22 protein-coding genes are annotated in these 18,401 nt (G+C 57.7%); 15 read left to right on the top strand and 7 right to left on the bottom strand.

Going from position 1 to position 18,401, the window contains the following annotated elements:
• Positions 1 to 495: 495 nt before the first annotated feature.
• A complete protein-coding gene (locus N8E88_RS02555; protein ID WP_262290964.1) occupies positions 496 to 1,113 on the bottom strand; it encodes a hypothetical protein in 618 nt (205 codons plus the stop codon).
• Between the two features lie 413 nt (positions 1,114 to 1,526).
• Positions 1,527 to 2,393 (bottom strand): nucleotidyltransferase, encoded by an 867-nt coding sequence (locus N8E88_RS02560; protein ID WP_410010521.1) that lies wholly within the window; start codon positions 2,391 to 2,393, stop codon positions 1,527 to 1,529.
• A gap of 3 nt (positions 2,394 to 2,396) precedes the next feature.
• Here N8E88_RS02560 and N8E88_RS31650 point away from each other — a divergent pair, with 3 nt between their 5' ends.
• Entirely contained in the window at positions 2,397 to 2,594 is a 198-nt protein-coding gene (locus N8E88_RS31650; protein ID WP_410010522.1) for a hypothetical protein, read from the top strand.
• Positions 2,595 to 3,133: 539 nt separating this feature from the next.
• Here the strand turns inward: N8E88_RS31650 and N8E88_RS02565 are convergent.
• Positions 3,134 to 3,715, bottom strand: coding sequence for a hypothetical protein (locus N8E88_RS02565; protein ID WP_262290965.1), 582 nt, complete (start codon positions 3,713 to 3,715; stop codon positions 3,134 to 3,136).
• A 160-nt stretch (positions 3,716 to 3,875) separates the two neighbouring features.
• Here N8E88_RS02565 and N8E88_RS02570 point away from each other — a divergent pair, with 160 nt between their 5' ends.
• Positions 3,876 to 4,307, top strand: coding sequence for a GNAT family N-acetyltransferase (locus N8E88_RS02570; protein ID WP_262290966.1), 432 nt, complete (start codon positions 3,876 to 3,878; stop codon positions 4,305 to 4,307).
• A gap of 422 nt (positions 4,308 to 4,729) precedes the next feature.
• Here the strand turns inward: N8E88_RS02570 and zigA are convergent, their stop codons facing one another.
• Positions 4,730 to 5,962, bottom strand: a complete 1,233-nt coding sequence (zigA, locus tag N8E88_RS02575) for a zinc metallochaperone GTPase ZigA (protein WP_262290967.1) — start codon at positions 5,960 to 5,962, stop codon at positions 4,730 to 4,732.
• 150 nt (positions 5,963 to 6,112) lie between these two features.
• Here zigA and N8E88_RS02580 point away from each other — a divergent pair, with 150 nt between their 5' ends.
• The 3 genes from N8E88_RS02580 to N8E88_RS02590 all read left to right on the top strand — a co-directional run bounded on the left by N8E88_RS02580 (position 6,113) and on the right by N8E88_RS02590 (position 7,498).
• Positions 6,113 to 6,403, top strand: coding sequence for a hypothetical protein (locus N8E88_RS02580; RefSeq protein ID WP_262290968.1), 291 nt, complete (start codon positions 6,113 to 6,115; stop codon positions 6,401 to 6,403).
• A 314-nt stretch (positions 6,404 to 6,717) separates the two neighbouring features.
• Positions 6,718 to 7,104, top strand: a complete 387-nt coding sequence (locus N8E88_RS02585; protein ID WP_262290969.1) for a type II toxin-antitoxin system prevent-host-death family antitoxin — start codon at positions 6,718 to 6,720, stop codon at positions 7,102 to 7,104.
• A gap of 91 nt (positions 7,105 to 7,195) precedes the next feature.
• On the top strand, positions 7,196 to 7,498 hold the full coding sequence (locus N8E88_RS02590; RefSeq protein ID WP_262290970.1) for a hypothetical protein: 303 nt from the start codon (positions 7,196 to 7,198) through the stop codon (positions 7,496 to 7,498).
• On the opposite strand, the gene N8E88_RS02595 is transcribed toward N8E88_RS02590, so the two are convergent.
• Complete coding sequence (locus N8E88_RS02595; RefSeq protein WP_262290971.1) at positions 7,485 to 7,649, bottom strand: hypothetical protein; 165 nt, start codon at positions 7,647 to 7,649, stop codon at positions 7,485 to 7,487. The genes N8E88_RS02590 and N8E88_RS02595 overlap by 14 nt on opposite strands.
• 155 nt (positions 7,650 to 7,804) lie before the next feature.
• Here N8E88_RS02595 and N8E88_RS02600 point away from each other — a divergent pair, with 155 nt between their 5' ends.
• The 10 genes from N8E88_RS02600 (at position 7,805) to N8E88_RS02645 (ending at position 16,612) form a co-directional block, all read left to right on the top strand.
• Positions 7,805 to 8,053 carry a FitA-like ribbon-helix-helix domain-containing protein gene (locus N8E88_RS02600; protein WP_262290972.1) on the top strand — a complete coding sequence of 83 codons (249 nt, stop codon included), beginning with the start codon at positions 7,805 to 7,807 and terminating at the stop codon, positions 8,051 to 8,053.
• Complete coding sequence (locus N8E88_RS02605; protein ID WP_262290973.1) at positions 8,050 to 8,475, top strand: type II toxin-antitoxin system VapC family toxin; 426 nt, start codon at positions 8,050 to 8,052, stop codon at positions 8,473 to 8,475. Before N8E88_RS02600 ends, N8E88_RS02605 begins: the two co-directional genes overlap by 4 nt.
• A gap of 241 nt (positions 8,476 to 8,716) precedes the next feature.
• A complete protein-coding gene (locus tag N8E88_RS02610) occupies positions 8,717 to 10,360 on the top strand; it encodes an MFS transporter (protein ID WP_262290974.1) in 1,644 nt (547 codons plus the stop codon).
• Positions 10,361 to 10,726: 366 nt separating this feature from the next.
• The gene (locus N8E88_RS02615) at positions 10,727 to 11,272 is read left to right on the top strand and encodes a UPF0262 family protein (RefSeq protein WP_262290975.1); all 546 of its coding nucleotides are present in this window, start codon (positions 10,727 to 10,729) and stop codon (positions 11,270 to 11,272) included.
• A 187-nt stretch (positions 11,273 to 11,459) separates the two neighbouring features.
• The gene (locus N8E88_RS02620; protein WP_262290976.1) at positions 11,460 to 12,200 is read left to right on the top strand and encodes a LuxR family transcriptional regulator; all 741 of its coding nucleotides are present in this window, start codon (positions 11,460 to 11,462) and stop codon (positions 12,198 to 12,200) included.
• Between the two features lie 25 nt (positions 12,201 to 12,225).
• Positions 12,226 to 13,863, top strand: coding sequence for an MFS transporter (locus N8E88_RS02625; RefSeq protein ID WP_262290977.1), 1,638 nt, complete (start codon positions 12,226 to 12,228; stop codon positions 13,861 to 13,863).
• A gap of 234 nt (positions 13,864 to 14,097) precedes the next feature.
• Positions 14,098 to 14,694: a phospholipid N-methyltransferase PmtA gene (gene pmtA / locus N8E88_RS02630; protein ID WP_262290978.1), complete on the top strand. Its 597-nt coding sequence runs from the start codon at positions 14,098 to 14,100 to the stop codon at positions 14,692 to 14,694.
• A 102-nt stretch (positions 14,695 to 14,796) separates the two neighbouring features.
• A complete protein-coding gene (panD, locus tag N8E88_RS02635) occupies positions 14,797 to 15,273 on the top strand; it encodes an aspartate 1-decarboxylase (RefSeq protein WP_262290979.1) in 477 nt (158 codons plus the stop codon).
• A 263-nt stretch (positions 15,274 to 15,536) separates the two neighbouring features.
• Positions 15,537 to 16,202 carry an acyl-homoserine-lactone synthase gene (locus N8E88_RS02640; protein ID WP_262290980.1) on the top strand — a complete coding sequence of 222 codons (666 nt, stop codon included), beginning with the start codon at positions 15,537 to 15,539 and terminating at the stop codon, positions 16,200 to 16,202.
• A 65-nt stretch (positions 16,203 to 16,267) separates the two neighbouring features.
• Positions 16,268 to 16,612: an SMa0974 family conjugal transfer regulator gene (locus N8E88_RS02645; RefSeq protein WP_262290981.1), complete on the top strand. Its 345-nt coding sequence runs from the start codon at positions 16,268 to 16,270 to the stop codon at positions 16,610 to 16,612.
• Positions 16,613 to 16,807: 195 nt separating this feature from the next.
• On the opposite strand, the gene N8E88_RS02650 is transcribed toward N8E88_RS02645, so the two are convergent.
• Positions 16,808 to 18,064 (bottom strand): type II toxin-antitoxin system HipA family toxin, encoded by a 1,257-nt coding sequence (locus N8E88_RS02650; RefSeq protein ID WP_262290982.1) that lies wholly within the window; start codon positions 18,062 to 18,064, stop codon positions 16,808 to 16,810.
• Complete coding sequence (locus tag N8E88_RS02655) at positions 18,061 to 18,381, bottom strand: helix-turn-helix domain-containing protein (RefSeq protein WP_262290983.1); 321 nt, start codon at positions 18,379 to 18,381, stop codon at positions 18,061 to 18,063. The genes N8E88_RS02650 and N8E88_RS02655 overlap by 4 nt, the downstream gene beginning before the upstream one ends.
• Between the last annotated feature and the right edge of the window lie 20 nt (positions 18,382 to 18,401).

Consider the following 18,401-nt stretch of genomic DNA (forward strand, 5'->3'; position numbering starts at 1 on the left):
GGGCGACATGAGCGGTGACATCTGGCAACCGCGGATTCCACGCAGGAAAAGATTACCTAAACTGTTCCCATGAGCCGCTGACGGTCTGTAATCTAGAGCTTAGACCCATGGGCCAGTTCGATCTTCAGGATTTCTGTCAGCCGCTTGACGATCGGATAGCGAACCGTGGAGCTTCGTACAGACACTCCTACCTCATAGGCGCACCCTGCTCACAGGCGAATATGGATGGCCAAAACCGTAGGAGGGCGCGCTAGCGTACGATTCCGCCCCCCAGCCGGAACCGACCCCTCAATGCCCGACTTCTGTAACTGTAAGATGACGAACCAAGGGCGCTTGATCGAGCCGTTTATCCGCAACGGCTCAAATCGGGAAGTTTATTCGCCGGGACGGGAGCCACGCCCAGCCGCAGGCGCGCTAGCGCCGAGGCGAGAATGGCGAGGACCAGCCCTTTGCGGGGCCGAGCACTGGGGCATCTCCCTTGCCCGCACTGACTTCCTAAAAATCGTGGATGGCTTCACCATCGGCTTTATCGAGCATGCGGTTTAGCATCGTCGGAGCGCCGAAGAGGCCCATGTCAATGAGCCTGTCGCCCAAGCTGCATTTGACCATAACCGATATCGTTTCATCCGATTTGCGCTCGCCAAAACCTTTCTTCTTTTCCACGGGTCGGTCGATCCACGCCCCGGCGTACTTGATGGCTTTTCCGTACTTTTGTTCGGCGGCATCCTTGAAAGACGGGCAGTCTTCTGGAGTGATGTTCGGGCGGTAGAACACCTGCGTCACCTTTTCCCCGTCAGGCCATGCCGTGAACATAATGCTGATTTTGTCGGCGTCTCTCGTGTAGATGATTTCTTTGAGCGCCCCTTTCGCCGTAAAGGCATCGATCTTTTCACGCCTGATAGCAACTTGCTCATCAAAGCTCGGGCCGCGCTGCTCCCTATATTTGGCAAATCCCTTGGCGGTTAGAGCGTCTGTTACAACCGCTGGCGTGTCCCCGATCTGGATTCCGAAAATGTCGAATGTCACGTTTTGCGCGAACGCGGGACCAGTCAACAAAGCCAGTACGACACCATAGAATGCTCTCACCCTCATACATTCGTCTCCTTCCTTCACAACTGTTTATTCAAAATGGGCCTTGGGGACCCTGAAATGACGCCTTCATTGGCACCATTCATGCGGGTCATGATAGCCACCGGCATTAAGGACGACCGTAGCCGCTTTCGACCATCAGTGGCCGCAATGTCGTCGCCGTTATCGGTGCGGACACTGATGAGGACGCGCCCGTAGCGATCGCGCCCCTTGCGGATAGTAGGACAGGCGGGGGATCTGTATAAGTTCGCGCAGGCGCGACGTTGCGGCTTCGGCAAGTAGTCGCTCCTTGGTGCAGTGATGTCTCGGCATTGCGAAGGAAGCCCGCCGACGCGACGCCGGCATCGTCTTGCGAAAATGGCAAGGGAAGGATCGACGATCCTCGCTGAAGGGATCGTGCGCCAGCCTTTCGACATCGATTTGGTCCTGATCCACGGTTACGGTTTCCCCCGCGAAGACGGCGGACCTATGTGGGCTTCGGGAACTCGGGCGGATACTGCGTCCAAAGCGGTGTCGCGGGTCTGATGCGGTTTCATACAATGGACAGAAAAAACATCCCGGAGCGTTGCGTTTTGCAGCTGTTCCAGATGTTCCTTGCAGATCGTTTCGACGAGTCGATGCAGAATTTTAGTTCGCTCACCCAGCCAGACCAGGGCCTCTTCGCTGATCTCGAATTCGCTGATCTCGAAGTGTTTCGAGTAGCGTGCCTTCACATAAGCTTCGTTGATTGTATTGAACCAGGCGCGGAAACGCTGCTGGTCGCGTGGCCAAGCTTCCGACAAACGCCGATCGCGGCCTTCCGTCAAGGTCCGCAGAAAATTTAGGTTGTGGGAAGGCGGACCGTAGTTGGTCAGAGTAAGCAGAGCTGTTGAATATGCGTGTTCAATTGCTTGGTGTAAGTTGAATGCCGCTCCATTTCGCCAAGCAGAGTTAGCTTGGGATTGCTCGCATTGCCATTGAGCTATTTTCAGCATCAACTGAGCTTCAGCAAACGTGATGCCGAAATGCTGCTTTGCCACTTTGTATTCATCGGCCGGCGTCAGCGGCCTCGGCTCGGCTAGGGGCTCATCATCAAGTTCATAAAGGGCGATGCCCTCACGGCGGATGTCGGAGAAGAAATACTGGCCTTTTCTGAGTGCCGTATTCACCTCACGCCGCGAATGGACGATAAAGCCGACCTGGGTGGTGACGCCTCTGTCGTGTAGCAGCCGGTCTGCGGCTTTGTACCAGTAGCTGGCAAAGTGGGTGAGCCTGCGGTCATTGACGATGATCAACAGGTCATAATCCGAGCGGTAACCCTTCATTGTGTGCGGCTCATCCACCCAATCGCCGCGGGCATAGGAGCCGAAGAGGATGACCTTCAAGATCCGGCCCAGTTTGTTGAAGGCTGCGGTGCCACCCTTCAGGGCATCGTCGAACTCCTCGTGCAGGATCTCAAGGACGCGCGCCAGTTCGCGCTGCTTGCGTTCCGGGAGATGATCAAGGCTGGATTTCATCATGGCTGACAGGCGGTTTGGTGACTGCGGGTCGAACAGGCAAATCGGCAACGAGTCGTAACAGGTATATACGTTAAATCAGCAGCTGAACAAGCCGTGAATTCTCCGGAACCGCCACTTGCGATGCCAGGACGATGATGTTGCACATTTTCGGGAGGCTACAACGAGATCGATGAATTTGATGTCGTACCAAATTATGGGACGGCGGTTCAGCTCCGCTGGTCTTGAGTCAGTCATCATCTTGCCGACCTGGATTCCGGTGTCACTGACCGGTCGTTCCGGACTTCAGCGCGTAATCTCTTGATCGCTAGCCCCACGCGTGTTCATGATAATTATGCCAAACCACGCAGTAGAATGCCGATTCGCGCATGTTGGCTCGCCATTAACTTTGACAGATGATCGTGCGAAGTGGCGGTATCGCGCCCGCTCTGTGGATGTCTCGGTAGGGGCCGTAGTGACGACGGGAAACGCTTGCAGGAGGGGGAGGGTGCTCCCGGGTATGGGGCATCATTTGAGCCATATCGTGAAGCTTCAACTGCTCAGCATTTTTAGGCGCGTGACTGTGTCACTTTGAACTTTGAAGGTTCCGGCTGATGGCGTTCGACGAGCCGCCCTTTCGCTATTGTCTCCTGCACCCGTGCGAATTCTGCATCGACAAGTTTCCAACAGTTCAGGTCAAATGCAGCGAAAAAATCTCTACGCGCCTGCCAGTATTCGTGCCCGCTATGCAGGAACGCTTTGATATGCTCGATCTGTGTGTTGAACTCTTCATCAAATGATCCTTTCGGCGAAACGTGGAGCGAGATCGAATTGCACGGAGACAATATGCGCTCTCGTACAGCATCAGCTAGTTCGCCGGGCGAATTTTTATAAAGGTCGAGCATCGTTCTAAGGTCGCTAATGTCATTGCGCAGGGCCTCATACCGCTTGAACAACATTTCAGCTAGCCGGAAGGCGGTAGCGTTTTTTAGCTCAACGTCTCTCAGATCGGCTTGCCTCTCCGCAATCAGGGCCATTTCCTTTGCCGTGGCTGCCGCGTACCCTTTGATATCCAGATCAACTATCTGCAGCTTTCGGCTGTTTCTTATTGTTACCGCCGTAGTTATGATGCCGGTCAGCGCCGCTATCAATGAGGCGACGACAGCCTGATTGCTCACAAAAAAATCGTACATACTTGCTCCTTGATTACTTCGTTCCGCGAAGTATCGTTTTTTGTCGTTGATTCTGTCGGGCGGTTTATCGTTGGTCAGTTTTCACTGGACGCCCTCAGACGCCTGGTACGGAGATGCAATGTCGATTTTAATTCGGCCCTTACACAGCACGGTCGAAAGTGAACTGCTTGATCTGCATTGCCTTATACGGCAACTTTCTTCCGCTGCCGTACTGCCGTCGTCGGAAAAAATGTCATTGTTATTAGGTAATGAGGATCTAAAACTGCTAGCAGCGTACGATGGAAGCAGAATTGTGGGCATGCTCACGCTAATATTTTATCGGCTTCCGACAGGTGTACGTGCCCGTATCGAAGATGTGGCCGTCCATGATCAATATCGAGGACAAGGTATAGGCAAGAGACTTTGTCAAAAAGCAATTGAATTATATCGCGGATCGGGAGCGCGTTCCCTTGATCTAACATCCTCAGGCGACCGGCTAGCGGCCAATGGATTATATGTGTCGCTTGGGTTTGAACTGCGCAACACAAATGCCTATCGCTTTCCGAGTTAACGAAAAACCAAAGGCTCTGTCACAAACTTACTTGAGTTCTTCTTTAGCCAGGCATGGCGACGTCCCCGTCCAGGATTTGAATGCGCGACTAAATGCATTCACGTCGGAGTATCCCAAGATGTATCCGATCTCCTTAAAATACGTTCCTTGCCTCAGATGGATAACGCTGATTTCTGTTCGTACGGCGCTCAGAAGCTTTCGCTAAAACTCGTCGTGGCGTTCTGCACTGACCTCACGGCAACGCCAGCGGCGCAGCTTTTTGGTGTGAACGCAGACTGTCGACTACGTCTTCAACTGAGCGCCACCCATCGAAGGGTCCATTCAGACGCCGCCGGTGTTTCTTCGAGATTTCCCGCCAGATCCATGACGTCGGCTTCGGTCACGTCGGCGAGCGCGTATCGCTGTCGGGCTGCATCGCGCGGTCAGGCTGCATCGGCCGTCCCCCATACCGGGAAAGGATCAGGCAGGTTGCGCCACGCGCTCGGCTCAAAGCGCCTCGCATTGGGCTCGCCGATGAGGCAGGCATCGAGGGCCGCGCGGATTGCGTCCTCGTCCATGCCCATACCAATAAAGACCAGTTCCTGCCGGCGATCGCCCCAGACCTTGTCCCAATTGCGGTCGAGGACCCTCTGCCACTCCGGATGATCAGGCCAGCGGTTTTTGGGAACTGCGGCCCACCAGCGGCCGAGCGGGATCGAGCGGGCAATGGCGCCTGCTAGCGAGAATTCTCCGACCCAATTCGGGCGGGTGGCGAGCCAGAAATGCCCTTTGGCACGGATCAGACCGGGCCAGGTCTGGTTGACGAAAGCGTTGAAGGTTCGCGGATGGAAAGGACGCCGGGCGCGATAGACGAAGCTCTGGATGCCGTATTCTTCGGTCTCGGGCACGTGATCCTTGAAGCCGTAAAGCTCCTTGAACCAGAGCGGATGGCGTTCGGCCTTCTCCTTGTTGAACAGACCCGTGTCGAGGACGTCGCCAAGCGGCGCTCTGCCGAAGTCGGTCTCGACGATGCGGGCATCGGCATTGAGCGCCATGACGACTTTGCGGACGAGGGCCTGCTGTTCAAGCGAAACTTCGGACACCTTATTGATGACGACGACGTCGGCGAACTCGATTTGCTCGACCAGGAGGTCGACGATGGTGCGCTCGTCCCCATCGCCCGCTGCTTCGCCGCGATCGCGCAGGAAGTCGTTTGAGCCATAATCCTTGAGCAGGCTCGCGGCGTCGACGACGGTGACCATCGTGTCGAGACGCGCGATGTCGGAGAGGCTGTTGCCCTCATCGTCGCGGAAGGAAAAGGTGCTGGCGACGGGGAGCGGTTCAGCGATGCCGGTGCCCTCGATCAGCAGATAGTCGAAACGACCGCTTGCGCTGAGCCGCCGGACCTCCAACAACAGGTCATCACGCAGCGTGCAGCAGATGCAGCCGTTGGTCATTTCCACGAGCTTTTCGTCGGTACGCGAGAGATCGGCCCCGCCCTCGCGCACGAGATCTGCGTCGATATTGACCTCGCTCATATCGTTGACGATGACGGCGACGCGGCGGCCCTCGCGGTTGTTGAGGACATGGTTGAGCAGGGTGGTCTTTCCCGCGCCGAGGAAGCCGGACAGGACGGTGACGGGCAGGCGGCGATCGGACGAGTCGAGGGGCGGCATTGAGAGATCCTTGGGAAGATATGTTATAACATCATAATGCATATGAGTTCTGGCAATTCCAAGTCAAGGGTTTTTCGATTATTTGACGCTCCGGGCTGAGACTGAGTTGGGCCAGGTTAGCTACCGGCCCGCAAAAAAAGGATGATCCGGATGTCGAAAACAAATACCGGTAAGCAGCAACTGCGGGAGGTACTTGAACAGGATCCTGATCATCCGGTCGAAATTGCCTTGCGCAAGGCAAAAACCCTGGGCCAGTTGGAGCGCCTGGCTGGCATTGAAACGCAGCAAGACCGAGCTGCCTTCTGGCTTCAATTCGCTTCTCTAAGAAACAGGGCATCAGTCGCCGGCAAGGCCGAACTGAAACGAATTATCCGCAACAAGGCAAGGTCTGACGACTATCAAGCGACGTTGCCGCCAGAACGGAAGCGTCAGTATGGATGAGGCGAGTCCGCTCGCGATCTAGATCTATTCAAATCGATGGCGATTACTCAAAACGTAACATAATAAGCGGCGGGCAGGGAAGCAGTTAGCCTTACATTCTGGAATCCGGATGGTTCAACGCTAGATGCTTGCGGTAGCGCCACCCGAGGAGTTGCCTAAATGTGCGCAATTGCTGGTTTTCCTCGCTTTGAGATTGAACCAATCCGCTCCTTTCCTCCGCTGGAATGGCGCGGGGCGTCAACCCATGGGCAGCGGCAAAAGCGTGAACTGCTTTGCGATGGCGCGGTACCCGTCGTGTCTGGAGTTTCTGTCTCTTGCACATAGGTGCCAAACCCGGCGTTTTGGATTGTCCGCACAAACCAGACGCGCCGGCGCACCTCCTTGCCGAATTACAGAAGTTCTGTATCATACAGAACTTACAAATTTTGGAGGTTTCGCTGAAAGAGTTTTCGTTTTCGGATTTAAGCCGGAGGTCCGGCGACGTCCTTGATGCCGCCATGACGGAGACAGTGTCCCTGGTGAAACGAGGGAAGGCGAAAGTCGTGATGATGCCAACGTCGGAATATGAGCGCCTGACGGGCACAAGGCAAGAAGAGCGGCGAGCCTTCACGCTGGCAGACGCCCCTGAAGAGGACATCGAGAATCTCATGACCGGATTTCAGGAGATCATCGACGACGTCGAGCAGCAGTCAAAAGAATGAGCGGGGCGAGGTTTATCCTTTCCACTATCTCTGGGGACATGAAGCGGCTCGAGGCGAAGAGAGCGGCCGGAAAATCCGTCGCGTTTGCCTGATGATGGAAATCAATGGCTGGATTTCCGGACAGCGGCCGCAACCGCGACAATCTGGCGAAGAGAGAATCTACGAGATCATCCCGGAGACCGAGCGCCACAGGATCGGCCTCGGAGCCGAGGCCGATAAAGTGAGCCACCTGATCTTGGATGATTACAACAAGGTCAGGACGGACGAGTTGTACGATTTTGAGAGCTTAACCCCTGTAGGGTCTTTCAGCCCGCGCTTTCTTGAAAGGGTCGCCCGGCGTTTCCTGGACGCCGTCCGCGACAGCCGCCCGATCGCCGGTCTTACGCGGCGCTAGCCATGAGCTCGAAGATCTGGCGAAGTTCGGGTTCGACGAATACGCGGCCTCGATCGGCAGCGTAGTCACGCTCGCGGGCAATGCCGACCTGCAGCGCCTGGCCCTTCCTGCCCCTGGAGCGATAAGCCTCGGAGAGAGCCTGTCGCGCCATCTCATCGGCCGTCGGAGCATGTTCCCGCAGACGTTTATACGGAGTGTTGCATGGCCTTGCTGTACCCTTTGTTGCCGAATCTGCCGCGCAGTAAGTACCTTGCAATGCTTGCCACCAATGATTAAATTGCAATCAATGACTAATGGAGAGTGACCATGGCAAGCATGACGATTCGCAATATAGACGATCCTCTCAAGAGGCGGCTTCGCCTTCGGGCAGCTTCCCATGGCCGGTCTATGGAGGATGAGGCGCGCGACATTCTGCGGGCGGCATTGTCAGTGGATGGGAAACAGCCGCGCAATCTTGCGCTGGCGATCCGGTCGCGGATAGCCCTCTTGGGCGGGGTGGAACTCGAAACCGCTCCACGTGAGCTAATCCGCGAGCCAATTGATTTCGGTCGATGATCGTTCTAGACACAAACGTTATTTCTGAGCTTCTAATGCCTCGGCCCGCGAGCAACGTCGAGCGCTGGCTGGCGGAGCAGCCATCAGCGTCGGTCTTCACCACAACAGTCACGCAGGCAGAAATCCTGTATGGAGTGCGGTTGCTCCCTGAAGGGCGGCGGCGACGCGATCTCGAGGCAGCGATCCTGCCGATTTTCGAAGAAGATCTTGCCGGTCGCATCCTTGCCTTCGACAGCGACGCTGCCGGTGCCTATTCGATGATCGCAACGTCGCGTCGGCGATTGGGCAGACCTATAACCCAATTCGACGCCCAGATTGCTGCAATTGCAGCTTCGCGCGGGGCGGCACTTGCCACACGCAATGTGGCTGATTTCGAAGAAATTGGCCTCACGATCATAAACCCATGGGATTACCGAGGCTGACACCGCAATTACCCGAATGGCCCGGAGAGCGGCAAAAAGCAACAGCCACAAAACCGCAGCCATGTTCCATAAGATAGATTATGCGATATGTTATAACGTAACGCCCGGAATCACCAGTATTTGGCGATTGATGCCAGTTTCCTGCACCAAATGACCGCATTTCGCCGCCGTTGGTCGTGGGGCGTCGGATATCCTGCTGCGTCGCAGCAACGAGGCTGGGCGGCTTGAGAGTCAGAGAGACATGCAGCACGAAGACCTTCCCCTATCCAGTTCGACAACCCTCGCTCCGTTGCGGAACGGGGTATTTCGTTCGATCTGGACGGCCTCACAAATATCCAGTCTCGGGTGGCTCGTGCAAACGGTTGCCATCAGTTGGCTGATGGCGACCATTTCGGCGTCCGATCTGATGGTTGCACTCGTTCAGGCCGCGTCCACGTTGCCGGTGTTCTTCCTGTCGGTTCTCGCCGGAGCCATCGCCGACAATTTCAGCCGCCGAAGGGTGATGTTTGCCGGACACTGCCTGTTAGCGCTGGCGTCAACGACACTGATGATTTCTGTCTACCTGGGATTTATCAGTCCCTGGCTCATCCTCGGACTGGGTTTCGTCGCCGGCTGCGGCTTCGCGTTGAATGATCCAGCCTGGCACGCTTCCATCGGCGATATCCTGCACAAGCGCGACATTCCGGCCGCGGTGACGCTGACGTCTGTCGGATACAACATCGTGCGTAGCGTTGGTCCGGCTTTGGGGGGCGTAATCCTGGCCTTCTTCGGACCGCTCACCGCTTTCGCCCTGGCCGCGCTGTGCGATCTGACGCCGCTTGGCGCCATTTGGCGCACCAAATGGCACGTCCGTACTTCGCCTCTCCCGCGTGAGAAAATGACCACGGCTATTCACGACGGGCTGCGCTTCACGGCAATGTCCTTCGAGATTAGGTCTGCGGTCGCCCGTGCGACCCTGTTCGGGTTGGCCAGCATCTCCATCCTCGCGCTGCTTCCTCTCATTGTGCGTGACCAACTCACAAGCGGGCCAATCGTCTACGGCATTCTGTTGGCCGGCTTCGGCGCGGGGGCGTTTATCGCCGGCATGAGCAACAGCTTCCTCCGACGGATCATGTCGCAAAACAAGCTGGTGGCGGTCGCCTCTGTTGCCTGTGCAGCATGCTGCCTTTGCCTTGCCCTGACATCGTCGGTCGCCGTGGCGGCTTTTGCGCTGGCACTCGGGGGTGCGGGCTGGCTCATCACCTGGACGGGCATCGACGTCTCGGTGCAGTTGGCCAGCCCAAGATGGGTTGTCGGTCGCACGCTCTCGATCTACTACGCCTTGAGCGCTGGCGGCATGGCTGCCGGCAGCTGGGTCTGGGGAACCGTCGCCCAGAACTACTCCCTGACGACAGCTTTAGAAGGCGCCGCAGGGGCATTGTTGCTGGTCGCAGCAGCGGGGATACTTTTCCCGGTGCGTCCGTGGGAAGAAGCGGACCAGGAAAGTTCGGATTTTCATCCGCCGGAACTGGCACTTCCTCTGAAGCCCAGGAGTGGCCCGATCGGTGTCAAAATCGAGTATTCCATATCCGAAGAAAACACCGAGGCGTTTCTGGGTTGCATGCGCGCGAGGCGACACGTTCAAAGCCGCGCCGGCGCCCGAAACTGGACTCTCCAGCGAAACCTGCAAACGCCGTCTGTTTGGACGGAGACATTCCGCACGCCAACCTGGATCGACTTTCTTCGCCTGAACCATCGGCTCACGGCTGCGGATAAAGACGTCGTCGAGCAGCTTCAGGCCCTGCATGATGGAGAGCTTCCGCCGCAGACGGTGCTTTCGATCGAGCGCACGACGGACGCAGCCCGCCCCCGGCCCATCGAAGTCGTTTCGCGGCCCCTGAGGTGATGTCGACATGAACCCATCACCCAACGAACAGCTGTGCTTGCAGCGGGCTTCCGGCCCGGGAGGCCTGGCTAACATCATCCCGACCAAGCCCGATCAAACTTCGCCTGCATCAGCTCCAGACCTGCGAATGGTATTACTCCATGCCTCGCAGGGTCACTCGGCTGCCGTTGACCCTGTTCCAACGGCAGTCGATTTTTCTCCACGCGTTCACGCAGCGCTGAGCTCAACCAGATTTTCTTTCCCGTCCGCCTCCCAAGGCAACGTGGCTGTCGTCGGATCTGTTTCGACGGCAGCGACGTCTCACCGCGTTGCGGGACGGCTTGGCGAAGTGGCTCAGGCCACCGATGCACCGAACCGGAGCCTGCGATGACGGCCGCGACCATGTCTTCGTCCAGCTTTCGGCTTTGTGCGGTCTCGCTCGACGGGTCTTTCGGAAGGCAGACGGACAAAGACCAAAAACGCGAACAGGCTGTCGCGATTTTTGATCTCTTGGACAACAACACCTTTGCACCGGTTGGCCATGACGGCGGACCCTATCGGCTGGGCCTTGCATTGGCCGACAGGCGGCTGGTCATATCCGTCACCACTGAGACGGGGGCGCCCATCCTTTGTCACCATTTGTCGCTCACCTCGTTCCGTCGGCTGCTCAAGGATTACAGCCTTGTGTGCGACAGCTACTCGCATGCAAAAGCCCGCGCGGCGGCCGATAGGCTCGAGGCCATCGACATGGGACGCCGGGCCATCCATAACGAAGCATCCGAACTGCTCAGAGAACGCCTCAGATCGAAAGTTGACATCGACCATGAGACCGCCCGTCGGCTGTTTACCCTGGTCCATGTCCTGATCAGTCAGAACACGCTGTCGAGCACATTGAACATCAGCCGAAGCCTGGCGCTGACTTCGGAACGATAAGGACGGAGGCGACACCGTTGTCCAAACATGATCAACACATTGGAGCCATCCATGGGTTTTCGCTTGAATCCTTGCTTCGCAAAGCGCTGTCGGTTCTCCGGCGTTGCTTTCAAGCCGAGGCGCGGCTCTAGGCCGCAACCTCCCCAGGAAAACGCCCAATCAGGGCGGCATTTTAGGAGAATAGTGCATGCATTCCAACGACAGTTCAGCCACTTTCAGGATCACATTCGCAGGAATCCAGGCAGCGCCCAACGTTGCCGAGGCAATCGAGGTCCTTCGAACCAATTACGGAATTGATTTCATAACCTACCATCTTTGCCAAACGGTTGCCGACGTCGTCGATACGCCGTTCGTCAGGACGACTTATCCCGACAGCTGGGTCTCGCGTTATCTGATGAGGGACTACGTCAAGATCGACCCAATTTTTCATGAGGGCCTCATCCGGCAAATGCCCTTCGACTGGCGAGAAATCGAAATCCCCGAGGCGGCATACGAATTTTGCGCCGATGCAGGACGGCACGGCTTGGGTAACAACGGTTTTTCCATCCCCGTCATCACCAAATCGCGCCGTGCGCTCCTTTCACTGAACTCCAGCAAGGGTGACCGCGAATGGAGTAACATCGTGTCCGAGCGGCGCAGCGAGTGGGTCGAGCTTGCGTTTCTCATCCATGAGAAAGCTGTGTTCGAGCTTCACGGCGATCATGATCCTGTCCCCCTTCTCGGCGCCCGAGAGGTCGAATGCCTTCATTGGAGCGCGCTCGGCAAGGACACAAAGGACATCGCCGCCGTGCTCGGTCTTTCCAGTCATACGGTCCGTTCCTACATCAAATCTGCTCGGTTCAAGCTTGGAAGCGCAACCACTTCGGCGGCTACAGCGCGCGCGGCGCATCTCCGGCTGATTCACCCTTACAGCACTACCGGAAGCTGAACGGCAAATATGAAATGACCGAACGATGACCAGCGCAGCCACCGAACATACCAGCCTATTGGCGCCGCTAGAGAACCGGACCTTCCGATCGATCTTCCTCGCGTCTCAGCTTTCGAGCCTCGGCTGGCTGATGCAGACCGTGGCGCTCAGCTGGCTGATGGCGACCGTCTCCACCTCGGATCTGATGGTTGCGCTGGTTCAAGCTTCCTCGACCCTGCCGGCCTTCTTTCTGGCGGTCTTCGTCGGCGCGATTGCCGACAACTACAGCCGGCGCATGGTCATGATCGTCGGTCGCAGCCTGATGATGGCAGCTTCTGCAATGCTGACGATCATCATGGCTCTCGGCATCACCGATCCCTGGGTCATTCTCACGTTTAGCTTTCTCGATGGCTGCGGTATCGCGCTCAGCGATCCCGCCTGGCGCGCGTCGATTGGCGACATCCTGGAGCGCCGGCATCTGCCCGCCGCCGTCACGCTGCTGAACGTCGGCTTCAACACGGTTCGCAGTGTCGGCCCCGCCCTTGGCGGGATTGTCGTCGCCGCCTTTGGGCCGCTTGTCACCTTCGCCCTGACCACGCTTAGCTTTGTTGCCCCTCTCACCGTTATGTGGCGCAACAATTGGAAGGTGAAATCCTCATCCCTTCCGCGCGAAGCGTTGATGACGGCCATCTATGATGGCCTTCGCTTTACGGCCATATCCTCGGAAATCAAGGCAACGATCGTACGCGGGACTTTGTTCGGGCTTGCAAGCACGTCGACTTTGGCGCTGCTGCCGCTGGTCGCCCGCGACCATTTGAAGGGCGGTCCTGTCGTCTACGGTATTCTTATGGCTGGCTTCGGCGCCGGCGCACTTTTGGCCGGGGGCAGCAACCCAACACTGAGGAGGGCATTGCCACAGGAGCGGTTGATTGTCCTCGCCTGTGTTGCATGCGCCGCATGCGCGATCTCGCTGGCGCTGACGTCTTCACTTGCCATCGCAACGCTCTCGCTTGCCGTTGGCGGTGCAGGTTGGGTAACCGCCTGGTCTGGATTTGGCATCAACGTACAACTGGCAAGCCCGAGATGGGTCGTGGGCCGTACCATCTCGATCTATAGCGCGTTCACATACGGCGGCATTGCTGGCGGCAGCTGGCTCTGGGGAAGCATCGCCGAGAACTATTCTCTGCCGTGGGCATTGGGCTGGTCCGCCGCCGCTTCATTGGTCGTGGCTGTTCTGGGGCTCAAACTGCCGGTCAGCAACCGCTCCGGATCGGAACTCGAACCGTTGGGAGAGTTCTCCGCCCCTCCGGTCGCGCTCGATCTGAAGCCCAGAAGCGGCCCCATCCTGATCACGACGGAATACTCGATTCCGGAAGAAAATGTCGGCTTGTTTCTAGAAGTCATGCGGGAACGCCGGCACATCCAGAGCCGTGTCGGTGCGCGGCACTGGACACTCACGCGAGACGTTCAGGAAACCTCCCGGTGGATAGAGACCTACCGCACCCCCACCTGGACGGACTATCACCGCCTGCATCACCGGCTGACGGCAGCTGACAAGCTCTCGGACCAAGAGCTCCTGAAACTGAGTACGGAGGGCAAGCCGCCGCGGACATCGATCCAAATCGAGCGCCCCACCAAGGCAGGTCGCGGGGCTCCATCCGTGCCCTACGTTTTGCAGAAGTGAAGCTTGCACGCGGGAGGGAAAGGCGTCGCCGAAATCGAGTCGCGTTTCCCGCGCACTCCGCCCGCCTGCTGCAAAGACAATCGATGAAGCGCTGCGGAACAGCCGCGCCGCGATCAAAGAAACAAGCTTATGTGAGATCCCATGTCGCAAACGGGCTTGTAAATGCCGCAAGAACTGGACACAACGCGCTACGCCAAAATGACCGTTGGGTAAGTATCGTAGCAGGGAGAGGATATGGTATTTCGACTGAAAGAGCGCCTCGGCAAGAGGTTCGAAGAGGAAGTGCAATTCTTCAAAGGGTGGCGGAAGGACAGGAAGGGTGTCGGGGCAGTCATCCCGACGTCGATCCACACTGCGCGCCGGATGGCAAGCGTGATCAATCCGCGATCCGGCATGCCGGTCCTGGAGCTCGGCGCCGGTACCGGCGTGATCACCAAGGCGATTCTGGAACGGGGCATCAATCCGCGCCAGTTGGTTTCGGTCGAATACTCCCAGGATTTCTACGATGGCTTGACGCAACGCTTTCCGGGCGTGGATTTCCGGTTGGGCGATGCATTCGCGCTGGATGACGTTCTAAGCGATCTCAAAGGCGAACAATTCGACTGTGTCGTCAGCGCTGTGCCGTTGCTAAGCTTTCCAATGGAACGGCGTGTCGGTCTGCTTGAGGGCCTGCTTGACCGAATTCCCGCCGGCCGACCAGTCATTCAGATCACTTATGGACCTCTGTCGCCGGTGATCAAGATGCCCGACCGTTACGTGGTGTCGCACTATGACTTCGTCATCCGCAACATACCGCCGGCGCAACTCTGGACCTACCGGAGAGCAGTCTAGCCACATCCAGCACAGGAAAGAGGCCGCCGGTTTGCACCCTTTTTTACGGCTGCCTGCGAGCGGCAGGCATACACGCGGAAGCCATGAAAGGACGTATCGACGTTGGAAAAGTATGTGAGTGCTAAACTCCACGGGATCAGGGTGACCGATGCTAAACTCAACTATCACGGATCGATCACGATCGATGCGGACTTCTTCAGGGCCGTTGACCTGAAGCCACTGGAATATGTCGACATCTGGAACAAGATGTCGGGCGCAAGGATCAGCACCTACGTGCTTTATGGCGAGGCAGGTTCCAAGTGCTGCATCCTCAATGGGGCTGCCGCCCGCACCTGTCAAAAAGACGATGAAATCATTATTGCTTCCAGCGTCTTTTGCGAGGTCGACGATATCATAAGTCTCAAGCCTCGCGTTCTCGTCTTCGGTCCCGGAAACGCGATCATCGACAGGATCACCTACGAGGTGTTCCGCCGTCCGGACGGGGCGCTCGACATGGCGGTGAACACCGGGATTGCCGACAACGACTACGGGTTTCCTGAGTCGCTGACGTCGCAGCAGGCTTCCGCGTTGACAAAGTAGGGCTGGCCCTCGGCGGGCCGTGCCGGCACCCGGATTTTAGCAGAGGGCCGTCGCCGGAGATCCGAGCGCGGCCCTTTTTGTTTTCCGGCGCGTGGCTTTCGAAGCGCTCGCCACCGGCAGCGGGGATGTCGAGAACCGCGGCAGTGCGTCTGCACCGGTTCAATCCGGATGACAAACCCCTCAATTAAGGGTGCCCACCTGCGGGAATTTCGCGGCTGCCCAACCCATTGCATCATCGCGCCGACCAGCAATTGGAGACGACGATGTACGCACTTGTTCAGGGCCATCAGTATGGCAAATATGAAAACGTTCTGGAGCAGTATTTTCGCCTGAGAAAGACGGTGTTTGCCGACCGGCTGGGTTGGAAGGTGAACGTACGGGGGTCTCACGAGCGCGACTTCTACGACGACTTGAAGCCAGCTTACCTGATCTGGTGCGACAACGATCGGAGCCAGCTCTATGGAGCGGTGAGGTTGCTGCCAACCACCGGTCCCACCCTGCTCTACGACGTCTTCCGGGCCACTTTCCCTCACGCGGCCGACCTTGTCGCTCCCGGCATCTGGGAGGGGACGCGCATGTGCGTCGACGAAGAGGCTCTCGCTCGTGATTTTCCGCACCTGCGGCTCGATAGAGCCTTCTGCCTGCTGTTGCTTGCGCTCTGCGAGGCCTCGCTCGAGCACGGCATTGACACGCTGATCTCCAACTACGAGCCGCATATGCGGCGGGTCTATCAGAAGGCCGGCGCCGAATTCGACGAACTCGGCAGGGCGGTGGGTTATGGCAAGCACCCTGTCTGCTGTGGGGCCTTCGAGGTTTCAAGCCGCGTGCTTTCGAACATGCGCGAGAAGATTGGCATTTCGGGACCTCTCTATGAACGGCCGACATTTCGCAGGCGTGCCCGCCCAACGTACGAGGCGCAGCCCTCTTGAACCAAATCCAATCCGGCCATGCCCCTGGGAAGTGCCGGTGTGCGGCACACTTCAGAGATGGAAGAATGTATAGATATTCTGCAGAAACCTTCATTGTGGTCCGCAATGCCACCTGGATTGCCTCTCAAATCCCCACTTTTATCAGTCCCGTTTGCCAGAAGGTCGAGGTTTTCGGAAATGATCGCGACGTCGACTTCGGTGACGGTCGCGCGATTATCAAGCCGATAGAAAATGGCCTGCTGTTCTGGGTGGGCGCACGCGATTTCAGCACCTACTATGGCATCCGGGGTGTGCTGCATGGTGCAGTATATAATTTCGCGCCGGCCTCCGGCATTGTCATCAACTGGTACGACGGCAACGGGGAACCTTTCGGGTCGGATCGAAGCCGACCTGCAAAGGAAAGAGCCTAGGACGCAGCGCGCTTCGCCCGTTGCGATGCCGGAAATTCGGGTGGTGGCGATTGCTTCGACTGTCGAGCGCGTCGACCGGCCCCTCGTCATCCAGCCGGTCGTTTGAAGACACCAAAGGTCACAGCTGCGGCTTAGCGTGAGCGGCACGAGGCTGTCGAATGATCTCCTATATTCTCCGCCCCTCGCGTTTTGCGATCAAGGCGTCGGGCAACTGCCGGTTTTGGGCGGTATGGCATCCTTGCGATGTTCGAGCATCTCGTTGGAATCCAGAAAGTCGCCGATGTAGTCGAGATCAGAATCACTTACGCCGCAATCGGCAAAGACCGAGCGCCACGCGTTGATCCATCCCGCCATCCTATTCCATTCGTGGCGCGCCTCATCCCTGGACATTCCGAAATAAGGGGCGGCCACGGTCGCGTGATCGATGCTGAAGTTGTTCGCATATGCCGGGTTTGGAGAAATTTGAATGGCCTGCTGTCCGAGGCCATTCATCTGGGTCGGAATGTCGTAAGCCGGAGAAAGCTTCCAGGAGCCGGCCTCTGCGCGCAGCAGGAAGGCATGATTCTTCGTATGGTCGTCGGTATTGTCGATCATGATGTTGAATACCATTCGCCGGAACAGTTCGCGCTGCGTCGATTGCATGAGATCCGGCGCGCAATGCCGTCGGATCAAAGCCGAGATTGTGGCGTAGCTGTCGTCAGCTTCCTTGGCCAGCATCGTGCGTGCCGAGACGGCATGGATGCGTTCGGAGCCGATCCGGTCAAAGCGACGCACGAGGAGGATGTGGTCGATACCGCCTTGGAGGACGGTCGACGAGGCGACATCTAGTCCCGCGCGCCTGGCCAGTTCCATCGAAGCGTGCTCCACCAGAAGCTGGTCAACGTTGCTGCCGCGGGGAAACTTTGCAATCCATTCCTCGCCTTCGTTCTCGACAAGCATCTTGGGATGGGCCCCGCCCATGCTTCCGGCGCTCGCGATAAGCTGCCGCTCCCGCTCATCGAGCGGATCGCGTTCGAGAACACGGGCGATGAGTGCCTCCGCTTCGGCGAGCGAGTCTACCCGCATCAACGGCGCTTCATCGCACGGGATGTACTGTTCGAAGCTGGAAGACATGCCCAATGCTCCGAATCGCCGATCGCCGGCGTACCAGAGCTTGTCGAGCGGGCTCATCCGGGATGGGCGGGAAACGACCCTGATCATACGCTCACCCCAACGATCCGGCATCGCATCGTCGAGGGCCCCGGGAGCGAGCATCTCGCCCAGGGGCGCGTGCGTTTTCTTGTCGAGGGTAAGATCCGGAGACGGTTCGAATCCGGATTTTCGCCATTCGTCGTCCAGATCGAGAAGGCAACGACGGTTGCTGCTTTCCAGTCGCACCCTGCCAACAAGACGTGGATTGAGAACGTCCCCGAGATACCAGACCGCAATCGATGTTGCTCGGAAGTCGCTCATTTCGTCGCTCTCTTCCTGCTTGCGCGGTCCACGTCCAGCATGGTGGCGTATTCGTCCTCTCCAGGCTGCAGGATCTCGGCAAGCGCTGCCGACTTTCCGAATACCCAGAGCGCGGCGGCGTAAATACCGATGGCAACCCTCGCGTCACCTGCTTCCATTCTGCGTAGCGTCGGGATCGACGTGCCGATCCTTGCGGCCATGGACTGCAGGCTGTCTCCCCTCCGCTCTCGCGCGATACGAAGATGCGCGCCAAGGGTTTTGAGAGGTTCGGTTGCCGTCACGGGCAGAATTTCAAGAGCCAAGGAGTGCTTCGCCATGAAATTACACTTTCACAAAC

Source organism: Phyllobacterium zundukense (assembly GCF_025452195.1).
Classification (GTDB): Bacteria; Pseudomonadota; Alphaproteobacteria; order Rhizobiales; family Rhizobiaceae; genus Phyllobacterium; species Phyllobacterium zundukense_A.